We start from the raw sequence: 22,664 nt of genomic DNA on the forward strand, positions 1-22,664 counted from the left end.
AACCACCTTTCCATGAAAACGTTCTCATTTTTTTATAAAAGAAAAGTTCTATAAAATGTTTATTAATCAGCGATTTCAACTTATAGAACTAAAATTACCATACATGAGAATGCGATCGTTCTCATGCTGCTATAATATCGCTATTTAAATTCGTTGTCAAGGGGTGTTTATTCATTATTGTTATTCATTATTGTTATTCATTATTGTTTATTCATTATTCTGTTTCTTTATTTTTCTGAACCACGTTTTCATTTTGGATTCATGACGGCTTCTATGGTCGGTTATCTCACTTTGCAGAAAGCGGACACAGATACCCCCATCCCGTCTTTTTAAGCCATTGAATCTGGCAGGAATCAAATTCTATAATGAAATTATTCTACTATCACTTGATTGAAATATTGAATAAAGGAGGATTTATTTATGAAAATCAAAGCTGCTGTAACTTACACGAAGGGGTCACCTTTCAAAATTGAAGAAGTAGAGCTGGCTTCCCCCAAGGATGACGAGATTTTAGTAAAGATCGTTGCATGCGGGGTTTGCCATACGGATCAAGCGGTCCGATTTCAGCACATTCCAGTCCCGCTTCCCGCGGTTTTGGGACACGAAGGCTCAGGTATCGTTGAACAGATCGGCAAAAATGTTACACAATTTGAGATTGGCGACAAGGTGGGGATTTCATTCGGGTTCTGCGGCAAATGTACCAACTGCATAACCGCTCACCAGCATGCTTGCGAGAATTTCAACGCAATTAACTTTGGGGGAGTCCAGCCCGACGGCACCACACGGCTGTCAACAGCAGAAGGAAAGCCGCTATCCACTTTCTTCGGCCAGTCTTCCTTTGCAACCCATGTTGTAGTTAATGAAAACAGTGCAGTTAAGATCCTTCATAATGACATCGATCTTGCTCTGATCGGTCCCATGGGCTGCGGCATCCAGACCGGCGCTGGTGCGGTTCTAAACCGCCTGCGGCCGCAATTCGGCTCCACCATAGCCGTATTTGGCTGCGGCACTGTTGGAATGAGTGCTATCATGGCTGCCAAAATTGCCGGCTGCGAGAAAATTATCGCCGTGGGGGGCAACCCCAAGAGTTTGGCATTGGCCAGGGAGCTGGGCGCAACTCATACGATCAACCGCAAGGAAGTAGAAGATATTGTTGGCACCATCCGCAATGAGATAACCAATGGTGGTGTCAATTATGCAATCGATACCACCGGTGTGCCTGATTTTGTAAAAAGTGCCCTGGCCTCTTGCCGTGTCATGGGAACCGCTGTAGTGCTGGGTGCTACTGGCGATTTAACTCTTAATATCCAAACCGAGCTTATGGGTGATGCCAAAAGTCTCATCGGCATTGTGGAAGGTGACTCCATTCCCAAGCTGTTCATTCCCCAGCTGCTTGATTACTATGAGAAGGGAATGTTCCCCTTTGATAAACTCATAAAGTTCTACCCCTTCGGACAGATTAACGAGGCCTTTGCCGCATCCGACTCCGGCGAGTGTATTAAAGCCGTATTAAAGATGGAAGGCTGAGAAAGCCAGCTGTACTCATAAAAAAACCCCCAGGAATGGCACCAAGTCCATAATCCTGGGGTATATTTTTTTAACCAATTACCTGGCATTTTTAACCAATATCGGATATTCCTTTAATCAATCATCGGGTATTACCTTAATCAATCGTTCCGACAAGGGGCATTGAAAATCAATTTTAGAGGGTGGTAAAAAAACCGCCGTCAATATTGATATCCACACCATTAACGTAGTCAGAGGCTTTGGATGCCAGGAACACCACGGCACCCATCAGGTCGTCAAGATTACCCCAGCGCCCTGCGGCGATGCGGTTTGTGATCTTATTGTAAAACGCCTGATCCTCACGCAGCTGGGCATTTACCTCAGTAGCAAGAAAGCCAGGGCAAATAGCGTTCGTCTGGATATTATACTGCCCCAGTTCATTGGCAAAGTTGCGTGTAATACCAAGCACACCGGTCTTGGCAGCAGTGTAGGGCGGGCAGTTTTTGTCAGAGGTATAGGACAATGCAGAGCCGATGTTTATAATCTTTCCGCCTCCCTGCGCTTTCATAATCTTTGCAGCTTCCTTAGAGAGATAATATACCACATTGAAGTCGAGATTGATGCACATCTCCCAATATTTGTCAGGGTAATCATCAAAATCTGCGAATGCACTGATTCCGGCGTTATTGACCAAAATATCCAAACAGCCGTATTGATTCATGCACTCGTCTATGCAAGCTTTACGGTAATCTTTGTCCGTCAGATCACCCCGCAGGAAAAAAGCCTTACGCCCTTCCTTCTCAATTAGCTGCTTAATCTCCGAAACATCCTCGGTAAAGTGCGGAATGAACAGGTCGGCTCCAGCCTTGGCAAAGGCCGCTGCATACGCCATTCCCAACCCTTGATTGGCACCGGTTACCATTGCGACCTTTCCCTTCAGGCTGAACCAGTCCATATTAAAGCGTTCAGTTGTCATCGTTAGACACTTCCTTTCTGAAACGAATGCTTCATTCCTTACCCAGCATTTTTCTCAACTCAGCAGCAATACCGGTTCGATCCATGCCATAATAATGATAGATTTCATCCGGCGTTCCCAGTACAGCAAATTCGTCGGGCATGCCGATGCGTTTGAAGTTGCCCTTATAGCTCGCTTCACAAAGGGTTTCTGCCACTGCACCGCCCAAGCCGCCGTTAATGGAATGATCCTCCACTGTAACAACATTGCCGGTCTTTTTACCCACACGAATGATCGCTTCGGTATCCAGAGGCTTAATGGTGTGCATATCCAATACCCCTATGCTCAGGCCATTTTCATTTTTCAAGGCTTTCGCTGCCATCAGACACTCGTAAAGATTAGAACCACAGGAAATGATATAACCATCCGTACCCTCCAGTGTTTCTATCGCTTTCCCAATCTCAAGATCGTAATCATCCACATAGACGTTTGACGAACCTGCGCGATCAATCCGGATGATCATAGGGCCGCTGAATTCCATGGACTGACGGATGAATTTGCAGCACTGGTCCGCATCGGCAGGCACCACAACTGTCAAGTTTGGGATCGCCCGATAAAGCGCCAGATCCGCAATGTCGTTATGAGTCGGGCCGCCGCCTGCGGTAACACCGGAGTGGGTTCCGATCAATCGTACGTTTACGTCATTATATGCGATATCCGTGTGCACCTGATCCGCGGCGCGCAGCGGCAGGAACGGTCCGAACACCTGAGAAAACACAATACAGCCAGATAGAGCCAGTCCGGCGGAAGCTCCCACCTGATTTGGTTCGGCAATGCCGAAATTAAAACACCGCTCAGGAAATTCTCTCAGTAGTTTTCCTGCTGACGAAGAAGGAGCTACATTGTCACTATAAGTAAATACGAATTCCTTGCCTTCTTTTGCCATCTTATAAAGTTCCTCGCCGAATGCCTCCCTGGCATTGGAAAGCATCATATCAAAATCATAGGTTGTCTTTACTGCCATATTAATCACACCTTTCTCATCTTTGACACATCTGCCAATGCAATTGCCAAATCCGCTTCTCCGATACCGCCGCCATGCCACTTGTGGTTGCCTTCCATGAAACTGACACCCTTACCCTTTATTGTGTTGCTGATGATAAATGTAGGCTTCGCATGTTTCTGGCAATCACGCTCCGGAAGCTGATCCAGTGCCGCGCATACCTGAGACATGTCATTCCCGTCCTCAACATCGATCACATTCCATCCAAATGCTCTGACTTTATCATCCACTGGATCGATATTCATGATATCGCAGGTTTTTCCGGTCATCTGAAGCTGGTTTTTGTCCAGGATGCATACCAGGTTATTCAATTGATAATGGCCTGCAGACATAAGAGCTTCCCAATTGGTTCCCTCATTGAACTCACCGTCTCCGATCATGCAGATCACGCGATAGTTTTCATTACGAAATCGTGCTCCCATTGCATAACCCACAGATACTGGCAGACCATGCCCCAGTGAACCTGCCGAAACCTCAATCTGGTCGCACTTTTTACGGTTGGAGTGCATACCAAATTTATAGTTATTCAGGCATTCAAAGTTCTCTACCATGTAGTCCTGTGTGTAAGCGCCCAAATCAGAGAAGATGGTGTATAGTGTCTCAGAACAATGTCCCTTGGAAAGAATAAATCGGTCACGTCCTTCTTTGCAGGGATTCATGACATCATAGTTTAAATACTTGTAGTATAGAGCCACCGCCATCTCCACCATAGACAGTTCCCCGCCCAAGTGACCCATTCCGATGCGGTAGATGAAATTCAACAGATTGGAGCGAATGTCTGCACATTTGTTTTCCAGTTCTGGAATCGTTGTAAGTTTCTTTTCAATCATAATTCTTTTCCCTTTCTATTGACTTTTTCTAATTGATTTGACTCTGGGATTGACTCTGGGATTCTACTCACCTTCTATTTCGTTGCAACGGATTAGTATTTTAAAGTATTTACCAGAAACCTGTGCCTCCATGGCTGCGACAGAATCATCAATATCAAATACTTTGACGGTAAAGTCCTCAAGATCAAATCGGGACATGATCTGTGCTGCACGCGGAAAACAATAGGGAGCTACATAATAACCAGATATCGTAAGCTCATTGAAGTAGCAGTACTTGTACAGATTCAGCGGCATTTCAAAATCGTTGGGATACATTGCACCATATAGCAGCATACCTCCTCGTGCGACCAACGGTGGAAGCTTATGAAGAGAAGGTGCAAAACCAGAGCAATCCACCACCGCATCAAACCCCCGCCCATTGGTAATCCGTTTCGTAGCTTCTTCGATATCTTCCCGGGTGGGATCGATCACATGATCGGCTCCGTATTTTTTTGCCAGGGTCCTTCGATCCTCAATAGGTTCAAACAATGTTAGATCGGTTGCGCCCATCATCTTAAAGCCCTGAAGACCCAGCAAACCGATGGGGCCACCTCCATTGACGGCTATTTTCATTCCGAGCTTCGGTTGTACCTTATCCATCATACGAACAGCAATGGAAACAGGCTCCAGCAAGCAGCCGGTCTTCAGCGAAATACCATCGGGAAGCTTATACACCTGTGATTCATGCCATACGATATACTGGCTCATCCCAGCTCGATTGTACTCATCACCGTGCTCACAGAATTGCTGCTGCCCATTCTGACAGTAATAACAAGTGCCGCAAAACTTCAGAAAGTTGCCGGCAACGCGATCTCCAATCTGCAGGCCCTTCTTTGTAGCTTTTTCTCCTAGTCCAACGATGACACCCGACACCTCATGACCGATACCAAACGGCGGTACCCAACCAAAGATGCCTTCTACCAGATGTGGGTCTGAGCCGCAGACAGCACAGTAAGCAACCTTTATTTTTACATCCTCCGGTCCCATTTCGTACTCCGAAACTTCCAATGTGGCAACAGCACCTTTTAGATTCGCATCTTTCTCCTTCAGACTGCCGGTCTTTATAACGTTGATTTGTTTCATAACTTACTCTCATACTCCTTCCAAAAATCAGCGGGGAATTTTATACAACAGATACGCTTGCCTACTTTACAGAAGCGCGCTCCGCATTTCGCTCTGCAATCTTTTCCTGAATGTGGGCAATCTTTTCCTCATTTAGTTGATAGAACAAGCCGTAAATCAGTGCCGAAATAATGACCGCGCCCAGTGGCAGCAGTGTGGTCATGCTCCGGATTGCAGCGATAGCCTGTGCGGATTGCTCCTGATTCGCTACATATCCGACAGCACCCAGCACCAAATTGGGGACGGTACCGCCTATGATCATAGAGAATTTAATACCAAGACCAACGAGTGTCATGACAATGGCAGTATATCTCTTTCCGGTTTTCCAATCTGCATACTCTACCGGATCGGTAATGACAGACCAAAGAACTCCCATCAAGACACCATAGCCGAAACCGGTAACAGCACGGGATGCCATCATACCAGTTATTGCGTCCGGAGGCATCAGATACAGGAGAAGACTTCCCAGCCCAGAAATCACCAAGCCAAACATTACCGTACCCTTTTTATGAAGCTTTTTGGTGAGATACGGTACACATGGCACTCCGATCACTGAAAACAGCATCATGATCATGGAGAACCAGGACAACATATCTACGCGCCCTGCATAATACTTAATGTAGTAAGCACCCATCGTAGATTGGACTTGGCTCATGGTGTATACGCCGAGGAAAAGGATAAACGTGACAAAAACGGGGCCCACCCGAAACAGTAGATAGAATACATCCTTGATTCCGGCTTTATGATTCGGATCAATAGGTTGTGGCGGGATACGTTCCACAATCTGATGGGAGGCCCATAGCAGAATGCAGACCATAATGATAGCCATGATAATGGTGGTAACCATATAACCCTGCGCCAAGGTCATATACCTGCTTAAAAAACCAGACAGTTCTGGCAGCATAATCGCACAGACGACACCGCCGGTTTGCGCCATTGTCATACGGACGGATTGCAGACGCGTTCGCTCATTCTGATCGTTTGTCATCAAGGTGGCCGCCGAGATATACGGCTGAATGATGAAGGTATACAGCATATTCAAAAGATTATAGCTGATAGCCGCCCAAATCACCTTACCCGCATAGCTGAAATTCGGAGTGGAATAGGTCATGACAGCGGCAAGTCCAAAGGGAATGGCCCCCCACATGATATAAACCCAATATTTTCCTTTTTTCGGTTGGAGGCGCTCACAGATTGTCCCCATCATAGGATCATTGATAGCATCCCATACCCGGGATATCGCAAACAGGATTGCTACATGAGCTGGCTTCAGGCCAAAAATGTCAGTGTAAAAATAACTTATGTACAGTGCAATGCATTGAAATACAAGATTCATTGCAAAGTCTACAGAGGAATAACCAATTACCTCGCGAGTACCAAGCTTGTAATAACCATATTGTTCTGATGTTTTTTTCCAACCTTTCAAATCGTTTGAACTACAGTCTTCCATTTCACTTTTCCTCTCTCATTCCCTCATTATTTCAGGGACCACCTCCATTGACCTTCCATCCTCTTTGGCAGTGATTTACCCTTGATATGGTTATCGTAACGGAAAGTATTTGCCCTTTCAATTGATCAAATAGACGTAAATTCTGAAAAAATGGTCCATTTAAATCAAAATATCCTGACGCAAGCTTTTTTCCTTTTTCGTTTTATGATATAGTGAAATCGCAATACATGGTAGAGAGGAGAAAAAATATGCTGTATCAGCAGAAACAATATCCCTTTTACAATCCAGTCCTGGTCCGAATTTCCATAGGAACTTGTGACCTTACTGTCAACTATGTAGAATCTCTGGATCAAAGCTGTGTGGAGTTTTCTCACAGCCATGATTGCTATGAGGTTTATTATTGTCTTAGCGGAGAACAGCATATCTACATCAACGGCACAATTCATACGCTAAGAGCCGGTGACTTTTCCGTGATCCGCCCTGAGATTCGCCACAATACGAATTACGAACCAAACACTCTAAAAAGTTATTTGGTTTTTGTATTTACCCCTCCCACTTCAAGCGTATCAAAATCCAAGAACGCTCATGCTGAGGGAGATTTTTTTTCTGAAATTCTAAAGTACTTTGAAAAAAATCCCTTCTATGTTGGCAGCGACAAATTTAATTGCAGCTCCATTATCTCTAAAATGGAGTCAGAGATTCAGAAGAATTATCCTGGTCAAGATCAAATGATATGCGCGCTATATCAAGAGTATCTGATTTCTATTTTTCGAAATCTCGATCATGTTGAGAATAACAAAAGCATCTCCTCCAATAGGAACCTTGCCATTCAAATTACCAAATATATGCATTCTAATTACTATAAACAGATCTCACTTCAAGATATTGCTAATGTGTTTTATGTTTCACCCCGTCATATCAATCGAGTATTCGAAGAGTATTTCGGAACGAGCTTTAAGCGATCTTTAAATATTTATCGACTAAATTATGCAAAAAACTATTTAATCGATACCGACTATTCAGTGGAAAAAGTTGCGCTTTTAGTAGGCTTTTCTTCACCAAAAATGCTATATCAGCTTTTTAGAGAACTAGAGGATATGACTGTGGCGGAATACCGCAAACTGCATTGCAGGGCATCACTCCCGCCTTCAGACACTTGCTCAGACGACTGCGCAATTTGCACATGAAAAGGGCGTTGATGCAATAAGGAGCTGACGGAATAAAAAAGCGTTCTGATTTTCGGTACAAATCAGAACGCTTTTTTATTTGAGGAGCTGTTATTGCTGCAACGTAGAGAGTACGAATCTTGTAACAGATTTATTTTGAGGAGAAAAAGGCTATTCTTTGACACTTCCTATTGCAATACCCCTGATGATATATTTTGAAAGCAGCAGATAAACGATAATAATCGGAACGATAGCAATTGTAATCAACATATAGACCTGCCCCATGTCAAACTTCAGAAAGTCTGCATTCCGCAGCTGTGCTACCAGGAGCGGAACGGTCTTGTTCTCGGTTGATTTCAAGATTAGTGATGGTACAAAGTAGTTGTTCCATGCCGTGACAAAACTGAAGATCCCCTGCACTGCAATGGCTGGCTTCATAATGGGAAGTACAATAAAGTTGAAGGTACGAAACTCGCTGGAACCGTCCATTCTGGCGGCCTCAACAATTGCAATGGGCAACGACGCCTCCATGTACTGCTTCATAAAGAAGAACACGATGGGACAAGCTACAGAAGGTACAATCAGCGGAATGAATGTATCGATCAGGTTAAACGTCCCCATAAGCCGCACAAAACCAAGTGCGGTCACCTGAGACGGAACCATCATAATCATCAGAATAAAAGCAAATGCGGCCCGTTTGAACCGGAAATTATATGCGTGGATGGCAAAAGCCGTCAGGGCCGAGAAGTAAGTCGTTACCAAAGCAGTACAGCCCGATACAAACAAACTGTTGAAAATCGCCCGGACGACAGGCAGATTTGCATTTGCCATCAGGCTTTTCAGATTATAGAAAAACGACTTTCCGGGCAGGAAGGAAAATCCTCTGAGGATATCCGGATGCGACCTGGTAGAATTGATGATGAGTACATAAAAGGAGATAAGGCACATCACCGAAATCAAAGTTAAAATGATGTAACATACAGCTCTTGAAAGTCTCAGCTGCAAACGCGCGGCATTGCTAAGATTTTTATTCATTTCCCGCACCCTCCTTCATCCGTTTCTTCTCCCTCTGCGCCATCCGTTGTTCCCTGGTCATGGAATCATACACAAGCAAACTTAAGACTGCGCTGACAATGAGAAGAATGACGCTCAGCGCTCCGCCCAATCCATAATTCTTACTGTACAGATGATTGTTCAGCAGCATGATCAGCGTTGTGCTGGTTCTGTCTGGGCTGCCACTGCCGTTGGTTAGAATTTGGGGAACGTCGAAAAGCTGGAGGCCGCCGATCATAGAAGTGATCATTACATAGATGAGAATCGGCTTTAACAGCGGCATCGTAATCAGTCGGAACATCTGAAAGGATTTGGCCCCGTCGATTTCAGCCGCTTCTATCAGGGAGTTATCAATTCCCATAATTCCTGCCATGAGCAGGATTGTGGTGTTGCCGAACCATAGCAGAAAGTTCATGGCAATAACCAGGCCCCTCGTGCCTGCAACCTCGGATAAAAAGCGATATGGCTGATCGATGATTCCAAGATGCATTAATACATCATTCACCGGTCCTGCATCAGAAAACAGTACGAAAAAGAGCAGTGCAAAGGCGGATGCCATGATCAGATTCGGCAAATAAATAATGGTTTTATACAGTCCCGTTACCCGCAGGCGTAAACGCAGGCTTGTGAACCAGCTTGCCAGAAGCAGCGAGATAGTAATCTGCGGAATGAAGCCGAGTACCCAAATCAGCAATGTGTTGTAAAAGTATTTACCGAGATTATTGTTAAAAAGTGTGGCATAATTTTCAAGCCCGACAAAATTGGGACCAACCTGTTTAAGTCCCGACATATAGTTTTCAAAAAAACTATTGTAAAACACAGAAATCAGGGGTACAAACGAGAAAATAACGTAGACGAGAAAGAACGGAATCAGAAATATGTAACCCCATTTTGCATAGCTGATGGATCCGTTTTTTTTGCGGACAGCTGTCACCTGGTCATGAACGGAATTCATTTTTTCACCTCAATCGTATTAATCCGCCATTGGCATCAGTGAAAGAACATTTTCCTCTGCAAACTTGCACTTTTATGTATGGTCCTTCGTCACGCGATGCCTGGATATCTGAAATAAAGTTGAAACGGTCTGGAATCAGTATTTTAAAGCAGCAGAACGATCTGGAATAAGCACGCACGATAGAGCATAGATCTGCCATATCGTGCGTTATCAGCTTTTGTTACCGTCCCCTTTGGACGGTTTCCGTTTTATTTGGTAAGCTCAGGATGCTTCTCAATAACTGCTCTGTAGAAGTTATCAAAAGCTTGTTCCTTTGTTACCTTACCGTCAAAGTAATCTTTGAAAGCCAGCCGAAGCTGTTCCGTCATAGCCTGGTCATAAGGCGAAATGTTTTTCATGTTAATTTTTGGTGCGGCCTCTGCAAAGAGAGCAATATGATTCTGTCCTCCCAGGAAGTCCGATTTGAAATCGCTCTTTGCAAGCTCGTTCATAGCTGTGATGTTATTTGTGTAATCCTGTGTGTCCTCTGTAATTTTCTTCATGGTTACAGGATCACAGGTCAGGGTGTACATGATGCTGCGAACGAGATCCACATTGTCTGTTCCGGCGGCGGCACAGATCCACGTTCCGCCCCAGTAGTAGTTCTGCGGCCCCTGGCATACTGCATAATCGCCATAGATTCCGTTGCCAACTTCTAGTTTGCCTCCTTCGGACTCAGGCGTTGCCAGCGAGTTTCCGAGAAGTGTGAAGTTGATTCCCCATGTAGAGTAGAAGAAACCAAAGACCTTACCTGCAGGACCCTGGTCAGCGGACCATTCCGGAGCCCATAGAGACGTTTTGTTATTGTAACCTTTGTCTGTATAAAGCTTGGTCTGATCGATCCAGCGCATCACATTGGGGTCAATGACAATCTTATTGCTTGAATCAACCCACGGCTTTGAGATGTTGTTGTTGAAAGTACGGAAGGAATCATCATAACCGGACAGCATTTTGTACCCTTTGGCTGCAGCCTGCTCGGCGACCTTGTCAAATTTATCCCAGTCTGCAAGTGCAGCCTGAACCTGAGTCGGATCATCGGTTCCAAGAACATCCTTGGCGATGGAGCGGCGATAAGCGAATAAACCGGGTGTGGCCTGCCATGTCGTTCCCTTTTGCTTGCCATTGCTGTCGGTAACGATATCACGAGTATACTGATATTGATCTGCAAGGTCAGCATCTGTGAGCCCGATATCGTTTACGACATCCAGCGTATAGTCGGTGTTTACATACTTGAGAGCATTGTCAGCTTCGACCAGGAAAATGTCAATCTTATCATCTGCTGCGGCGCTGTCCTGCTTGAGCAGTGCTTCATCCAGAGCATTTTGATACGCATTCCCCTCATTTGGAGTGATAACAAAGTTCACCTTCACACCTTCAGGAATCAGACCTGGCTTCTCGAAATAATCGGTGAAGCGGGATTGAAACTCTTCATTCCAGCAGTAGATGTTCAGAACCTTACCTTGTGCATCCCCTCCGTTTTCGGGCGCAGCAGGTTCTCCGGACGAGCCGCAGGCCGCCATTGATACCAGCATAATCAACGCCAGAAACAGTGCAAGCATTTTCTTTACTTTCATAGTTCTTCCTCCTCCTTATTATAGCATGCTTTATTTAGGTGGTTATTACCCAATGATGCTCTGCTTCATATTGGAGGCACCTACTTTCAAAGCCTCCGATTGTCAGGTGATCCGCTTTACCGAGGTTCCCGTAAGCAGCTGTCCGTCTATCATAACCTGCTCGGCCACAGCTGCCTTGGGGTTTTCTATGCTTTCTATCAGTCTGGCGGCCGCTTCCCTGCCCATGCTGATGGTATCCTGCCTGACCGTGGTAAGGGCTGGCTGGAGAATTTGCGACAGAAAGATGCCGTCATACCCAGTAACACTGATATCATCAGGAATTTTCAAACCCCTTTCATCCAGCACATTCCTGCCTCCCATAAAGGAAAAGTCATCAGGGTACATGATGCAGGTAGGCCGATCCGTTAGAGCAAGCAGCTCCTTAGTGGCTTCAGCACTGGAAGCTGGATCGTGATACAGTGCGCTTTTCACATAATGATCCGGAACCGCTATACCAAGTTCCTGGCAGGTACGGTAGAAGCTTGCAATCCGCTTTTGTGTAACGGATGTATCCTCACCGTGGATAAAGGCGATCTTTCTATGTCCTTGTTCTGCAAGGAATTCAACCAGATCCTTTATCCCTTTGACGTTATTTGAGAGAATAGAAGTTTTATCATTGAACACATGGTCTATGGTGACCACCGGTATCTCACTCTGCACCAGCTCGACTACGCTTGGATCGTTGAAATCAGCACAGGCGATGACTACGCCATCACAGGCGCGGTAGCGGCAATGCTCCAGATAGCTCATTTTCGACTGTCCGATATTGCTGCTGATGAAGGTAACATCATAGCCGTTGCGTTCCGCTTCGGCTTTGATACTGTTCAGTAAGGAAGAAAAATATTCGTGCATGAGTCCGCTTTGCATGTTATCAACAAACAAAACGCCAAGGTTATTTGTGCGGTTGGTCTTCAGCGCACGGGCAGCCGCGTTGGGAAAATACCCCATTTCTTTGGCGACCTTTCGAATATGCAGTGCTGTCTGTTTGCCTATATCACTCTGCCCGTTCAGCGCTTTGCTGACAGTGGCAACCGATACTCCGCATTTTATTGAGATGTCCTTCATCGAAACCATAGGCAAACCCTCCGTGATATGTATTGGAATTTATCTCAATTCATTATAGCCTATGGGATGAAAAAGGACAAGATGTTCTTAATCGTTTACGTAAACGAGTATATCTCATTGTCTCGAAAATTGCAATACCCTTTTATAATTTTTTCAAAAATCCAAGTATCCTTATTTTCCAACATATTATTTATATCTTTCACCAAAAAAAGTTCTTGTAATTTGGCAATTTCTTATGTAAAATATCAGTGAACTTAAACGATTACGTATATTTTAAATATCATCGATTAGCATATAAACGTCTGAAATTCAAGCTTTGTTTGAGTTTTCATTCAGAATACACCTCGTTTTAAAGGAGAAAAAGCAAAATGCAGTACGGAATGTTCGACGACGTCAATCGAGAATATGTCATCACTACCCCAAAGACGCCTCTGCCATGGATTAATTATCTAGGCAGCGAAGGCTTTTTCAGTCTCGTATCAAATACCGGCGGAGGCTATTCCTTTTACAAGGATGCGAAGCTCAGACGCTTGACCCGCTACCGTTACAACGGAATTCCAGCGGATACCGGCAGTCGATTCTATTACATAAATGACGGCGCCTGCACTTGGAGTCCCGGGTATCTTCCTGCAAAAACGGAGCTCGACAGTTATCGCTGCCGCCACGGCCTTGGGTACACTGTAATCGAAAGTGAAAAGGATGCCCTTGCTTGCAGCCTTACACTTTTTGTTCCTTTGGGGTTCGATTGCGAGCTAAACTATATGAAGCTCACAAACCATTCGGATCAGGAAAAAAGCTTAACTGTATTCAGCGCGGTCGAATGGTGCCTCTGGAATGCGGTGGATGATGCGCAGAACTTTCAGCGCAATCTCTCCATCGGCGAAATCGAGCAAGATGGCAGCACCATTTATCACAAGACAGAATACAGAGAGCGCCGAAACCACTACGCTTTTTTCCATGTGAATGCTGATGCAAAAGGCTTCGATACTGATCGTGATTCATTTCTCGGACCCATGGGAGATTGGAATCTTCCCGCAGCAGTAAAAGAAAACAGGAGCCGCAACAGCTTAGCCAGCGGATGGTCACCCATTGCCTCCCAGTCGGTAGAAGTGATACTTCAGCCTGGCGAGAGCACGACCCTGCTTTATATTCTCGGTTATGCAGAGAATGATCAGCAAGAAAAATGGGAAGGCTCAAATCAGATCAACAAATCAAAAGCAAAGGAAATAATCGCATCCTTTTCTACTGAATCCGCCGTTTTGTCTGCACTGGATCAATTAAGTATGCACTGGACGGGGCTTTTGGAAAAATTCTCTCTTCGAAGCGGCTATGTGGAGTTGGACCGTATGATGAACATCTGGCATCCTTATCAATGCATGGTTACCTTTCTCATGAGCCGGAGCGCCAGCTATTTCGAAAGCGGAACAGGGCGCGGCATGGGTTTCCGCGACAGCTGCCAGGATCTCCTGGGCTTTGTCCATCTCATACCCCACCGCGCACGAAGAAGGATTCTGGATATTGCTTCCATTCAATTTGAAGATGGCAGCACGTATCATCAGTATCAGCCATTGACAAAACGGGGCAATGCAGATGTCGGATCAGGATTTAACGATGATCCCCTCTGGCTCGTAGCCTGCACCGCCGCATACATCCGGGAAACTGGAGATAGTTCCATTTTGGAAGAGCTGGTGCCCTTTGACAATCAGGAAGGAAGCGAGCGCCCTCTTTTCGAGCACCTTCGGCGCAGTATTACCTATACAATAGAGCACCGCGGTCCTCACGGTCTGCCTCTCATCGGGAGAGCCGACTGGAACGACTGCCTCAACCTCAACTGTTTTTCCACCATTCCAGGCGAGAGCTTCCAAACCTGCGCGAATTTTGAAAGCGGCAAGGCAGAAAGCGTCCTCATCGCAGCCATGTTCGTTCTCTATGGCAGAGAGTACACAGAACTTTGTAAACGCTATGGCAAGGAACGCCTTTCCGATTATGGAAAGGATCTGGAACCCGTGCAGAGAGCTGTATCAGAAATCGAAACGGCAGTGCTGGAGCATGGATGGGACGGAAATTGGTTCCTGAGGGCTTATGACGCTTTCGAGAATCCTGTGGGAAGCCAGGTTTGCGAAGAAGGTCAGATTTTCATCGAGCCCCAGGGCTTTTGTGTCATGGCAGGGATTGGCGTCAAGGAAGGCTATGCCGCTAAAGCGTTAATGAGTGTGAAAGAACGGTTGGAAGGAGATCACGGTATACAGCTCCTGAATCCGTGCTACACCAGATATCACGAGGAGCTGGGCGAAATCACCAGCTACCCCCCCGGATATAAAGAAAACGGCGGAATCTTCTGCCACAACAACCCATGGGTCAGCATTGCTCATACGGTACTGGGTGACGGAAATGCAGCATTTGACGCATATAGACGCATCTCCCCTGCTTATACTGAATACAAAAGTGATGTCCATCGAACAGAACCATACATATACAGCCAAATGATTGCAGGGAGGGAAAGCAGCAGAAGCGGCGAAGCAAAAAACAGCTGGCTTACCGGAACTGCCTCCTGGGCATATGTGAACATCAGTCAATACATTCTGGGGATCAAAGCCCACTATGACGGACTTGAAATCTCGCCCTGCCTGCCTGATGAGATCGACCAATTCGAAGTCGTGAGAAATTTCCGCGGAACCCGCTACAACATTCGCGGAAGAAGAACAGGAGTGTCCGTTCCTAAGCTTCTTGTAAACGGCACTCCGGTTGACGGTAACATTATTCCTGCAAACCTCAGCAGCGAGGTTTCTGTGGAAGTAGAATATTAAGGAAGCACCTCCTTCGTGCAGCGCCGGTTAATACACGGCAACACCACCGTTTCCTCTTGGCTGCTGAACATCCAAAGCTCTGTGCAGCGGTCGTTCAGCAGTTTTTTATTCCTTATTTGGAGGTTTTTTATGACATTTCCAACTGATTTTCTTTGGGGCGCAGGAAGCGCCGCCTATCAGATCGAAGGCGCCTGGAACAAGGACAAAAAAGGCCCAAGCATCTGGGATGATTTTTGCCATACTCCCGGCCACATCCGGGGAGACGAAACCGGCGATATCGCTGCGGACGCATACCACCGGTTCGAAACAGACCTAGCCGTCATGAAAGAAATAGGGCTGAAGTCCTATCGATTTTCTATCAGTTGGCCCCGCATTTTTCCAGATGGCAAGGGCCGCCTGAATAAAAAGGGTTTTGTTTACTACGACCGGATTGTAGATGACCTGCTGAACGCAGAAATCACCCCCTTTATCACCCTCTATCATTGGGATCTTCCCCTAGCTCTTGAACGAAGCGGTGGCTGGCGATGCAGAGATACCGCTGACGCGTTCATTCGTTATGCAGAAGAGATCGCTCGTCATTTTGACGGACGAGTGAAGCATTATATCACACTCAACGAACCCCAATGCTTCATCGGCCTTGGGTATGTTTCGGCGCTTCATGCTCCGGGAAGGATGCTGTCACAGCAGGCCGCGGTTCAATGTATACACCATGCCCTTTTGGCACATGGCGGTGCTATTTCAGCCATGCGCAGTGCCAGTTCCTCATCTCTTCAGATCGGACTTGCCTCAACAGGTAAGATATGCTTCCCTGAAGCGCAAAATGCAAAAGCCCTTTCTCCTCAGTGTCATAACGCTGCAGCGAACGAATTGCTGAACACTGCCGAGAAAGCGGCATACGATGCCACCTTCCGTCTGGACAAAGATTGGACATTTTCCCATACATGGCTTCTGGACGCGGCCGTTACCGGAATCTATCCTGAGGAGATGGCCGCATTCCGTATCCTTAACGAAACCATCTCCGATGCGGATCGAAGAGCAATTAGCGAACCAATGGATTTGATCGGGCTGAACATCTATAACGGCGTACCCGTTGACAAAAAAGGAAACAGAATCAAAAAAGCCCCCGGGTTTCCCAGAACGGCTTTAAAATGGCCCATCACTCCTGCATGTATGTACTACGGACCCAAATTCCTTTACAAACGATATGGCCTGCCCATCATCATAACGGAAAATGGACAGAGCTGCAACGATCGAATCTTTTTGGACGGTTCCGTGCACGATGTCGACCGTATTGATTTCTTAACTCAATATCTGTTAAAATTAAAGGAGGCAGTCGCGGAAGGAATTCCCCTTCGGGGTTATTTCCACTGGAGTCTCACCGACAATTTTGAATGGCACTCCGGCTATGACGAGCGCTTTGGCCTTACCTATATAGACTATGAAACCCAGCGACGCATCATCAAAGATTCCGGCTATTGGTATCGGGAATTGATTCGAATAAACGGAGACTTAGAATAGGATGCAGCAAATAGGGAAAGAAGCGCCAGCGTACTGCGATTCTTTGACCTTACAGATTTTTAGAGACAATAGCAAAGGAGCTTGTGAATTATGAGCAACCCATGGATGGATATTCATTTAGAAGATTATGAAGGACATATGCAGCTGGACACTGTACGGCAGCTTCCGGTTTTAAACCAGATGATGGAAGATCAGCTTTGTCGCTATTCTTCCCCGACCATCATGATCCTGGGGATCGCTGGGGGAAATGGCCTGAACCACATTGATCCGAATAAAATCAGCAAAGTTTATGGAGTAGACATCAATCCAAACTACCTCGCTGTCTGCAAGGATCGTTATCCCTCTCTGACAAGCATCTTTCATCCCGTTCAGGCCGATCTCAGCGATTCGGAGGCGTCACTGCCCCCTGCCGAGCTGGTCGTTGCCAATCTTCTGGTGGAATACATCGGATGTGCCTGCTTTCAGCAAGTGATCCGCAAGGTCAATCCTGATTTTGTTTCCGCCATTATTCAAATAAACGAAGACCCCTCAGAGACTGAAGCAGGTGCAGAGTCGAACGCTAAGGCAGGCTTTGTCTCTGCTTCGCCCTATGCCTGTGCCTTCACCCGCCTGGATGAAGTCCATCACCAGATGTCAGAGGCTTTGATGATGGAATGTATGAAGGAGATCGGCTATCTTCTATGCTATTCGGACCAGAAGGTTCTTCCCAACGGAAAAAAGCTAGTGCGACTGGATTTCTCACTTTAGTAAAAAAACATGCCCCGGCAAATTGCACGGGGCATGCACAGATAGCTGCACTTTCCTGCGTGTTTCCTCATGGCCGAAACTTAATGTTTCAACCAGCACGGATGCCACGCATGCTTACTCGGTAAGCCTGGCATCCTCAGTGTCTGAAGCATTGTGCAGCAATTAAGATTCACAATGTTTTCAAACTAATCTGAGCATGCCTCGATGCGGCAGCAATGGCATATCTATATAAGCTTCTAACACCAAGCATGACGCATTCTATTAAATCATTTATTATATGCGCCCACGCTTCCTGCCAGTTAAGGTAATGTGCTTTATTAGATGAAGTTATTAGATAAACGTAATATGCTTCGTTATGTCATCGTAACTCTCAATCTTCTGGATCAAGCTCCACTTTTTTCGGTATTCTCTTCTGCCCATCCTGTAAATCCCGCTGTCCTTGGCCTCCTGAATCAGTTCTTTTATATTGCGGTTCAAATGAACCATGACGTCCTCGGTCCCCGTCATCTCCATATTAAGTCCCAGGATTTCGTTGCTCAGTCTGATTCCGGAAGCTTCATTGATGACTTTAATCTTAATATCGTCCCTCTGGTATTTGATCAGCTTATTGGACAGGTTGATGCTTCCCAAGTATTTAAGCTGATAGGCCGCCCCGCAGGAAACGCAGAGAAACATCTCCTTTGAGGTCACACTTTTCTTTGAGTTCAAACCGCATTTCGGGCAGGTAGAAAAGATTCCAAAAGGGCTGACCTGAACCGGTGTAGGCAGTCCTGCAAAATCAAGCTTGTAACGCAAAATCCGTTCAAAGGCTTGATAGGTGGATTTTCGAAGAACCCGTTGGTCTTTCCCTTTGCCAAAGTCCAGGTCCGATGCCTTGTCTGTGTATTCCGCCAAGTTTTCCAAAATAACTTTGCAGCGATAGTAAAGTGCTTTTTCTACGACTCGTTTTGCAGCCAGATAGATCTCTGCAGGAGGCCTTCCGCCCCGTAGCCGCCTTCCAGCCTGCAGCACCATTGTTTGGACTTCCACCACCGTACCGTCGGTGTCAGTAACAGTAACACTCAGACTATTTCCCGGCCCCCGCGAAACCCCCATGAAGTTCTCCGGTTCAAGCCTTTCTTCATCGGGAAGTTCCAGATTGACAGCCATATAAAACGCGCCGCTCCTCTGCATCAATCGGGCCGTCTTCAGCATTTCGGGCTGCTCAAGACATCGTTTCAGATAAGCTTCCTGGTGAACACCGAAAGAAAGAGGAAGGATGACAAACCTCTCCCTGGAGGCATTCAGCTCCGGAGGCTGGTCCTTTTTATGGACATAGCTCAGCCTGCTCTCTCCTGCTCTGCCGGGCTCTCTGACAAGAGCCGACCTCTGATTAAGCAGGTAGAGCTTTATAAAGTATTTGTTCTTTTCTTCATCGTACAACAGACAATAGTCCCTGTTGATATCACAACGGCAGAAAAAAATGGGGCGCAAACTTTTAAGCCTGCCTTCGGAATCCTCATAGGTACCCGGGAATCCCACCTTTCTTCCTTGATCCTTCAGTTCCAGATAACTTGACATCGTCATAGCGAAATCCAGCTTGAGAGAATCTTTAAAAGGTTGGATGTCAAACTGGTTCAAACGAGCCGACATGTCCTTGTCCACCCATTTTGTAAGCTTATATTTTCCGCCGGTCTTAAATTCTTCTGTCTCAAGGCTTCCATCCTCGGCTTGCCTGAGCAGATAATCAAAGGCCCGCGTATAATTTTCCATTGCGCTTTGCAGAATTTCGCGCTTTACCCTGCTCGGCCGATGTAGTTTTAAGGTAATTGTATAATAGCCCATCCTGAGCTCCTTTTAGTGATATTGAATCGTCACCTGTTTTCCCAGTTCTCTGAGATAGGATGCAATTTTTTCGACCAACTTCAGTTTGGCACTCAAGCTAATCGCAGCTTCCGGAGTCTGATGGGCTGGATTTGCAGCCCGACCAACAAAGAAGTTGATGCTGGTGCTTTCTTCCAAAAGAATTTTTGACAGCATAGAGGCCCCGTCTTTTTCATTGAGTCCCAGAAGGTCCTTCATGGTCGAGTCAGAAGAAGAGTAAATGCGAATCTGCTCCAGAGCCTTGCCCAGTGTCAGCACCCCCTCTGTGGTGAGATCGATTCCCTCAATCTTTGCCGTAGGCGGTATCTCTGGGTTAAAGTAGTCAAAGCTCGTAACGATTTCTCGTTTTAATACACGAGATGCCACCTGTGCGGTGGTTCCTCCGCAGATAACTTTTTTCCCTTCAAGGTTTATAAAATCATGGATAAAAACGTCATCCTCATCTCGATCCTTGGGTGGACCAACCATAATGTTGAGTGTAACCGGCTTTTTGATTTTGATGGCAGCCACGGTTGTATCGTCGCCGGGCTTATGGGCATAGAGATTGTCACAGGCAGAAATCAGCAGCTTTGCAAGTCCCTTGGCCGACATATCGGTCTTGTTCGTCTTCCTGATATATTCATCCACGTGTTCCCACTGCCAGCCAAGGTTCAACGTCTGTCCGATACCGGCATGGACAACTCCGTCGCTGACCATGATAAACAGATCATTGGGCTTTACCGTAAAGCGGCTCTCTTTGATGATCTTGCCTCCGATAACTCTGGTCTCTTGATCAAATTGTGCAGTCTTTCCCCTTTTCAGTGCAAACACAGCAGGATTATCATACTCAACCAAGTACCCTTCACCGCTGTAAAAAATCTGCAGGATGGAAAAGGTCGAGTAAGCGATTCCCCGATCTTTACAGACCGGCAAGGTATCTGCAATGGTCTCAACTGCCTCGTCAATATTGAGTCCATTGATCATAAAGGTTCCGATGATCTTGGAGGTCATGGTAGCAAGGATATTGGCCTTAACTCCGCTGCCAAGACCGTCCGCAAGAACAATTACAACCGAATCCTTGTTTCTTATAATCTCTATTTTGTCTCCGCAGAGTTCTTCATTATATTTGTTAAGACTCTCATAAGCCGCATCGATGTAGAAGCTCATGACTCATCACTCATTTCTGCCATAATGGATTTTTTCAACCTAGTCAGGGTGACTTTCGTCTCCGCTGTGGTTTCACCAAGCAGGCTGGCAATCTCTTGCGCTACCCGCATCTGCTTGTCGATTACTTTTTGTGCAATATCAACCGTTTCCCGACGAATTTCAAAAAGTTCCCGCCGCTTCTCTTCTTCCATACTCACATTTCTGCAAATAATTACTGCGATATTATGCTTTTCCACCCAGATCACCGACTGCTCAACCGTGATGTTGTAGTCCACATAATAGTATTTCTTATCATAAAAGTTCTCTTTTCGCTTCAGAGCTCTGGCGATATCCTCACATGCCAGGATATCAAAGATGCTGCTTCCTTCCGCAATTTTACCGCCAAGACGGAACATCTCTCTTGCTGCTTTGTTGATTTCCTGAATACCCAGCTTATTATCCAGTGCGATGATCGCATTTGGAGTGGAATTGATAATCAGGTTTGAGATAGACTCAGCTCTGTCTCGCATATACGGCATACACATGGTAAGCTGCGCCTTTTCTCTAAAAACGGCGATGGCTTTTTCTCTGCAGTTTGCGTAGCCGCAGGCTCCGCAGTTCAGTTCATCAGCCTCGGTAAACTTCCCCGTACTGTTGAGGATACCCTGAATCACGCCTTCCGACGGAAGAGGCGTCTTGGAGGACCGATCTGCAAAGACTTTACTCAGATCAAGATTTCGTTCTTCAATGCTCCCATGGACATCTTCCCGCATTCCCTCTTTCACATAATTCAGAAGCTTTCTTCTTGCTTCGAGAAAACCTCCCGGAAGCTGCTGTCTGTAAGGACCCCCAATACACCCTCCGGTGCAGCTGCTCATCTCGATAAAGTAGCCTCTTAGTCCGTCATGCTTCATGGACTCAAGAAGTTCCATGCATCGCTCAATACCATCAACGGTGATACATTGGTAATTCTTACGGCTCTCCTTGTCAAAGGTTTTAATAATGCCGCCGGGCGTCGGATAAATTCGCGCCATATTTTTTTCAACACTCTTCAACTCTTCCGACAGATCCGTATCCTCGTCGATTCCTTCTGCTTTAATCCAATCCAGCAATTCCTCATAGGTCAGAATTGCATCAACCGCACCGCCATTTCGAAAATCTTTGTACTCTTCGATCTTTGCAATGCAAGGCCCTATGAATACGACCCGTATCTTTTTACCATGGGTCTCCCGCAGCATTTTCGCGTGTGCAACCATGGGAGAGACCACCGGTGCCAGAGAGGACACCAGTTCGGGATAATGTTTTTCCACCAGCATTACGGCGGACGGACATGCAGTTGAGATGATGTTGGTCATCTTCTGCTCACTCATCAATCGTTCATATTGTTTCGACACTTGGACTGCACCGGCTGCCGTTTCCGCCACGCCGGTAAACCCCAGCTTCATTAGTACTGCGAAGATCCAGCTCGGACTCTGTTCAAAGGATGATACGAAGGAAGGAGCCAGACTGACATAAACCTTTTCCTTTTTATGTATGTACTTTTTAACAATATCAGTATAATTCCGTATTTTCTTCGCATCCTGAGGACAGACGCTTAAGCATTTCCCGCATAATACACATTCATCCTCTACGATTGCAGCCTGACGTTCGAAAAACGTTATGGCTTTTACCGGACAGTTTCTCAGACACTTATAACAGTTCTTACAGTTTGACTCTTTAAACTCTATCGTACTCATACTCTAACCTTC

At 46.1% G+C, this 22,664-nt stretch carries 17 protein-coding genes; 5 read left to right on the forward strand and 12 right to left on the reverse strand.

Annotated elements, in window-relative coordinates:
* The first annotated feature begins 420 nt into the window (after nucleotides 1-420).
* A complete protein-coding gene (locus FRZ06_12670) occupies nucleotides 421-1,527 on the forward strand; it encodes an NAD(P)-dependent alcohol dehydrogenase (protein ID QOX64129.1) in 1,107 nt (368 codons plus the stop codon).
* 175 nt (nucleotides 1,528-1,702) lie between these two features.
* On the opposite strand, the gene FRZ06_12675 is transcribed toward FRZ06_12670, so the two are convergent.
* From FRZ06_12675 to FRZ06_12695, 5 genes are all read right to left on the reverse strand, one after another.
* Nucleotides 1,703-2,482: an SDR family oxidoreductase gene (locus tag FRZ06_12675; protein ID QOX64130.1), complete on the reverse strand. Its 780-nt coding sequence runs from the start codon at nucleotides 2,480-2,482 to the stop codon at nucleotides 1,703-1,705.
* A 31-nt stretch (nucleotides 2,483-2,513) separates the two neighbouring features.
* Nucleotides 2,514-3,485 (reverse strand): transketolase, encoded by a 972-nt coding sequence (locus FRZ06_12680; GenBank protein QOX64131.1) that lies wholly within the window; start codon nucleotides 3,483-3,485, stop codon nucleotides 2,514-2,516.
* 5 nt (nucleotides 3,486-3,490) lie between these two features.
* Nucleotides 3,491-4,354 (reverse strand): transketolase, encoded by an 864-nt coding sequence (locus tag FRZ06_12685; protein QOX64132.1) that lies wholly within the window; start codon nucleotides 4,352-4,354, stop codon nucleotides 3,491-3,493.
* Between the two features lie 63 nt (nucleotides 4,355-4,417).
* Nucleotides 4,418-5,476 carry a zinc-binding dehydrogenase gene (locus FRZ06_12690; GenBank protein QOX64133.1) on the reverse strand — a complete coding sequence of 353 codons (1,059 nt, stop codon included), beginning with the start codon at nucleotides 5,474-5,476 and terminating at the stop codon, nucleotides 4,418-4,420.
* Nucleotides 5,477-5,537: 61 nt separating this feature from the next.
* On the reverse strand, nucleotides 5,538-6,965 hold the full coding sequence (locus FRZ06_12695) for an MFS transporter (protein ID QOX64134.1): 1,428 nt from the start codon (nucleotides 6,963-6,965) through the stop codon (nucleotides 5,538-5,540).
* A 227-nt stretch (nucleotides 6,966-7,192) separates the two neighbouring features.
* On the opposite strand from FRZ06_12695, the gene FRZ06_12700 reads away from it, so the two are divergent.
* Complete coding sequence (locus FRZ06_12700; GenBank protein ID QOX64135.1) at nucleotides 7,193-8,152, forward strand: helix-turn-helix domain-containing protein; 960 nt, start codon at nucleotides 7,193-7,195, stop codon at nucleotides 8,150-8,152.
* A 150-nt stretch (nucleotides 8,153-8,302) separates the two neighbouring features.
* Here FRZ06_12700 and FRZ06_12705 read toward each other — a convergent pair whose 3' ends face one another.
* The 4 genes from FRZ06_12705 to FRZ06_12720 form a co-directional block, all read right to left on the reverse strand.
* Nucleotides 8,303-9,166 carry a carbohydrate ABC transporter permease gene (locus tag FRZ06_12705; protein QOX64136.1) on the reverse strand — a complete coding sequence of 288 codons (864 nt, stop codon included), beginning with the start codon at nucleotides 9,164-9,166 and terminating at the stop codon, nucleotides 8,303-8,305.
* Complete coding sequence (locus FRZ06_12710) at nucleotides 9,159-10,139, reverse strand: sugar ABC transporter permease (GenBank protein QOX64137.1); 981 nt, start codon at nucleotides 10,137-10,139, stop codon at nucleotides 9,159-9,161. The genes FRZ06_12705 and FRZ06_12710 overlap by 8 nt, the downstream gene beginning before the upstream one ends.
* A gap of 248 nt (nucleotides 10,140-10,387) precedes the next feature.
* Nucleotides 10,388-11,752, reverse strand: coding sequence for a carbohydrate ABC transporter substrate-binding protein (locus FRZ06_12715; GenBank protein ID QOX64138.1), 1,365 nt, complete (start codon nucleotides 11,750-11,752; stop codon nucleotides 10,388-10,390).
* Nucleotides 11,753-11,854: 102 nt separating this feature from the next.
* Entirely contained in the window at nucleotides 11,855-12,865 is a 1,011-nt protein-coding gene (locus FRZ06_12720) for a LacI family transcriptional regulator (protein ID QOX64139.1), read from the reverse strand.
* A gap of 359 nt (nucleotides 12,866-13,224) precedes the next feature.
* Here FRZ06_12720 and FRZ06_12725 point away from each other — a divergent pair, with 359 nt between their 5' ends.
* The 3 genes from FRZ06_12725 to FRZ06_12735 all read left to right on the forward strand — a co-directional run bounded on the left by FRZ06_12725 (nucleotide 13,225) and on the right by FRZ06_12735 (nucleotide 17,928).
* Nucleotides 13,225-15,663: a glycosyl transferase gene (locus FRZ06_12725; protein ID QOX64140.1), complete on the forward strand. Its 2,439-nt coding sequence runs from the start codon at nucleotides 13,225-13,227 to the stop codon at nucleotides 15,661-15,663.
* A gap of 129 nt (nucleotides 15,664-15,792) precedes the next feature.
* Complete coding sequence (locus tag FRZ06_12730; GenBank protein QOX64141.1) at nucleotides 15,793-17,181, forward strand: family 1 glycosylhydrolase; 1,389 nt, start codon at nucleotides 15,793-15,795, stop codon at nucleotides 17,179-17,181.
* A gap of 90 nt (nucleotides 17,182-17,271) precedes the next feature.
* A complete protein-coding gene (locus tag FRZ06_12735) occupies nucleotides 17,272-17,928 on the forward strand; it encodes a class I SAM-dependent methyltransferase (protein QOX64142.1) in 657 nt (218 codons plus the stop codon).
* Nucleotides 17,929-18,258: 330 nt separating this feature from the next.
* On the opposite strand, the gene FRZ06_12740 is transcribed toward FRZ06_12735, so the two are convergent.
* The 3 genes from FRZ06_12740 to FRZ06_12750 are packed head-to-tail and all read right to left on the reverse strand — an operon-like array spanning nucleotide 18,259 to nucleotide 22,652.
* Nucleotides 18,259-19,752 (reverse strand): hypothetical protein, encoded by a 1,494-nt coding sequence (locus FRZ06_12740; GenBank protein ID QOX64143.1) that lies wholly within the window; start codon nucleotides 19,750-19,752, stop codon nucleotides 18,259-18,261.
* A 12-nt stretch (nucleotides 19,753-19,764) separates the two neighbouring features.
* Nucleotides 19,765-20,937, reverse strand: coding sequence for a SpoIIE family protein phosphatase (locus FRZ06_12745; protein QOX64144.1), 1,173 nt, complete (start codon nucleotides 20,935-20,937; stop codon nucleotides 19,765-19,767).
* Nucleotides 20,934-22,652, reverse strand: a complete 1,719-nt coding sequence (locus tag FRZ06_12750; protein ID QOX64145.1) for a 4Fe-4S dicluster domain-containing protein — start codon at nucleotides 22,650-22,652, stop codon at nucleotides 20,934-20,936. Before FRZ06_12750 ends, FRZ06_12745 begins: the two co-directional genes overlap by 4 nt.
* Nucleotides 22,653-22,664 lie beyond the last annotated feature (12 nt).

This window comes from Clostridiales bacterium, assembly GCA_015243575.1.
GTDB lineage: Bacteria > Bacillota > Clostridia > Peptostreptococcales > Anaerovoracaceae > Anoxybacterium > Anoxybacterium hadale.